Origin of the sequence: Skermanella stibiiresistens SB22, assembly GCF_000576635.1 — a bacterium.
Lineage (GTDB): Bacteria > Pseudomonadota > Alphaproteobacteria > Azospirillales > Azospirillaceae > Skermanella > Skermanella stibiiresistens.
The window spans coordinates 1-330 of record NZ_AVFL01000146.1 but is presented as its reverse complement, the minus strand read 5'-3'; the positions used below and the strand labels follow the sequence as shown (position 1 = coordinate 330).

Annotated in this window: 2 protein-coding genes; both read left to right on the top strand. The window is 59.1% G+C overall.

Annotated elements, in window-relative coordinates:
* The first annotated feature begins 2 nt into the window (after window positions 1-2).
* Complete coding sequence (locus tag N825_RS40900) at window positions 3-179, top strand: ApaG domain-containing protein (RefSeq protein WP_281174409.1); 177 nt, start codon at window positions 3-5, stop codon at window positions 177-179.
* A gap of 2 nt (window positions 180-181) precedes the next feature.
* A partial coding sequence (locus tag N825_RS41155) for a metallophosphoesterase (RefSeq protein ID WP_037462572.1) occupies window positions 182-330 on the top strand: 149 nt, incomplete at its 3' end.

The following is a 330-nucleotide window of genomic DNA, read 5'->3' as shown; positions in this document are numbered from 1 at the left end:
TGATCGGCGAACAGCCCGTCATTCCGCCCGGTGGAGAGTTTCAGTACACCAGCGGCGCCATTCTGGAAACGCCGCTGGGCACCATGGAAGGCCATTACGAAATGGTTGACCATCAGGGTCAGCCGTTCCGCACCGCTATTCCCGTTTTTCGCTTAGCCATTCCAACGCTGATCCATTAATTATGTCGACATACCTTATCGGCGACGTTCACGGCTGTTTCGATGAACTGAAGTCGCTGCTGGCTCAGGTTGCGTTCGATCCCGAGCGCGATCAACTGTGGCTGACCGGCGATCTGGTGGCGCGCGGCCCCGCCTCGCTGGACGTGCTGCG